2 protein-coding genes are annotated in these 2804 nt (G+C 43.2%); both read right to left on the reverse strand.

All coding sequences use genetic code 11. From position 1 onward, the window contains the following. Positions 1-631: 631 nt before the first annotated feature. The gene (locus tag F6K49_RS39475) at positions 632-1273 is read right to left on the reverse strand and encodes a DUF948 domain-containing protein (protein ID WP_293106055.1); all 642 of its coding nucleotides are present in this window, start codon (positions 1271-1273) and stop codon (positions 632-634) included. An 853-nt stretch (positions 1274-2126) separates the two neighbouring features. Next, positions 2127-2255 (reverse strand): hypothetical protein, encoded by a 129-nt coding sequence (locus F6K49_RS39480; protein ID WP_293052414.1) that lies wholly within the window; start codon positions 2253-2255, stop codon positions 2127-2129. Positions 2256-2804 lie beyond the last annotated feature (549 nt).

The following is a 2804-nucleotide window of genomic DNA, read 5'->3' on the forward strand; positions in this document are numbered from 1 at the left end:
GGATCAATATGATGTGCTTGAGGCTTATAATGGCTTACCCGGTAGCACAGCTTTGTATTTTGAGGGTGATTTGATGGCAGTATTCAAAGATGCATCTGTAAGTGATGTCAGCAGTAGAATGGAATTTCTTTCCTAATCTGACCAGTTGTAAGATTGGCAAGATGACCGCAGTTAGGTAATATGGGTAAGAATCTACAGGGTGCATCTCAATGCATGCAATTAGGCAAAAATTCGCACACTTCCGACACTTCCCGCTCTCCCCACACTCTCCTTCTTTTTTACAAAAATAGCCCTACGCGCAATGGCATTGGCAAGAGGCAAGAGGCAAAAGTTGACGTGGATTAGCTTTGCAGCTTTTATAAATGTCAAACATGCTATATGAGATGCACCAAATCTACCGAGAGTTGGACTGATTTTTCTGTATGTTTTAATTTAATAGGATTGCTATACTTTTATCTGCTGGTGTTTACCAGTTCTCAATTACTAACTAACTATATTTTTCATCCATTAACAAAATATTAACAAAAACGGTATAACGCCACCCTTTAATTTATAAACTAAAGGGTGGCATTACATTTATTGTTTATTTATTCTGTATAGTCTTCAGGTTGGAATCTTGGTATTGCCTTCGTTAAAAAGAATTATCATCGATAGAATTATCATCGATGTCGCAATCAGAGGTTTCACGAGTCCCGTGATTGACCTCATGGTTATAGTTACTATCTCTGAGCCTTGGCTGATTAACATCTGATGAGCGTTGATCAGTCTCAGGAATTTCTAGAGCTTTTCTGTGAATAGGTGCGCTTTCCGTGATGGCGTTCGCGTAGCGTGACCTACGGTCAAGGGATTGCTCGCCATCACGGGTCGCATCTGATGATGCTAGGGAATCGATTGACCTGGATTTTGGTGAGGTACCCCTCCAAGTTTTCCAGGCAGTTTTGAAACCCTTAACCACATTACGAGTATTCTCTTTGACTTTTTGGGCTTGGTTTTTAGCATTGCTGATACTGTGGTCAACCTGTTGAACCACATGACCAGCACTTTTGACTCCTTGATTAAGATCATCTGTCAAGTCGCTGATTTCCAAGCCTGTCAGCCGAATGGCTTCTAGGGTCGGTGGTAATTCCCGATTTAGGGTATCAGCTAATTTTTCCACACTACGAGCTGCCCGCGCTAACTCTTGTACAGCAGGTAATAACGTTACTAAAACAGCGGTTAAACTAACTGCTACGAGCAGAAAGGACAGCCCGAGCCAAAATAGAGGATCAATCACAAAAAATCCTAGGATGTTGGGAAGCCCCGTCTATGGGGGCTCAGGGGGTGACAACAAGGCTAAAAACTAAACAGGGTGTGGGGTGTGGGGGGTAGGGGGTGGGGAAAATAAAAGGGAATTTGGAGTGAGTCGGTGGGATAACAATCGGTCCGAGACCTGATTTAACCGTCCCGTCGCCACTCCGCCAGCTCCTGATTTTTCCCCTCCTGGGAGGGGTTAGGGGTGGGTTCCCTACACCCATCACCCCACACCCGGTCACCCCGTAAAGCTTTTAAGGCTGTTTGTCACCCCGTCAGCTATGGGGGAGAGGGGTGATGACCGTTGATTTATTCTACAGGTTAACCTGTGGTATGATTCAGTAACTGGGAATGGAAAATCGGAAAGACTATATTGATAATCTAGATTAATACTCTCCCTCGCCTTCAGTAATTAAGCTTAATTGACACTCCCCGCCCGCTTATGGACGGGGATTCTTGCTTCCACGGGGTGACTTGTTTAACCAGGCCGGAGCCAGGAAAAATAGAGGTCTCCTCGACCCAAGCGATTTAGTCTATGACTAGGTTTCGGTGTGCCGGAAACGAAACCTTAGAAGAGTGGAGCCTTAATCAAAAAGGTTAAAACTTTTTACTCATAGCAGACTAACTATAAAGGCTCCACTCTTCTTACGGTAACTTCTAACCCCACCGTACCTTTTTTTCTATACATAGATAGACACTTTTTTTTATCTAACTTTTTCATAGACTTTTAAGTCGTTAGACCCAATTACGCAATATGTACGCTCTACATATTTTTTACGTTGTCTACTTATGGTTAGATAGTATCTTTCTACTTTTAAAGTCTATTGCTTATGGTTTTATTGTAGCACATCTAAAGCCGTCGTTCGCGTAGCGTGGCCAAAGGCCAACGAAGGACGGGGCTTTAAACCCAATTTTTTCGGTAAACTTAACAGACTAGCCAGCTTGAAGTCTTGATAAAACACCATTAAGCTCGCACAAACTTTCAGAGCTAATTTATAAAGTAAATATTAAGAGCTCAAATCCCTTGACAGATATGGATTTCAGGTAACAGGGGGCAAACTAGGCCGAATTACTGAAAGCCTTGGGCTGCAATGTTTATAGCTCCGTTTACAAATCAGCTCTCATCAATTTTATCCTATCAGTTTTCGTGACATTTGACAACGTATTTGACAACGTTTAGTGATCTTATTGGCTAATACTTGCAGCATAGGATAAATTTTTCCATTTCCGATCTTCCCGACTCGGGTAACCGACACAAAAGCAGGATGTTGCACTTGTAGGGGGCTAATTTATGGAGAAGGGGAAGAGAGGGAAGAAGCGGAAGAAGGGCACGTAAGAAAAAACCGATGAGATTGGGTCAATCAGTAACACCAAAAAAAAGCACTAAACCTTCTTACCCCCCGTCCGGGATGCCTAAAGCTAATGTTGATTAGCGGACGAGTTGGACTCTGCGGCAACTTCCGACTCGGACTTTATTGGCTCTACGCTTTCAGCCACAGAAGCTTTTTCAGCCA

It is taken from the genome of Moorena sp. SIO3I6 (assembly GCF_010672095.1).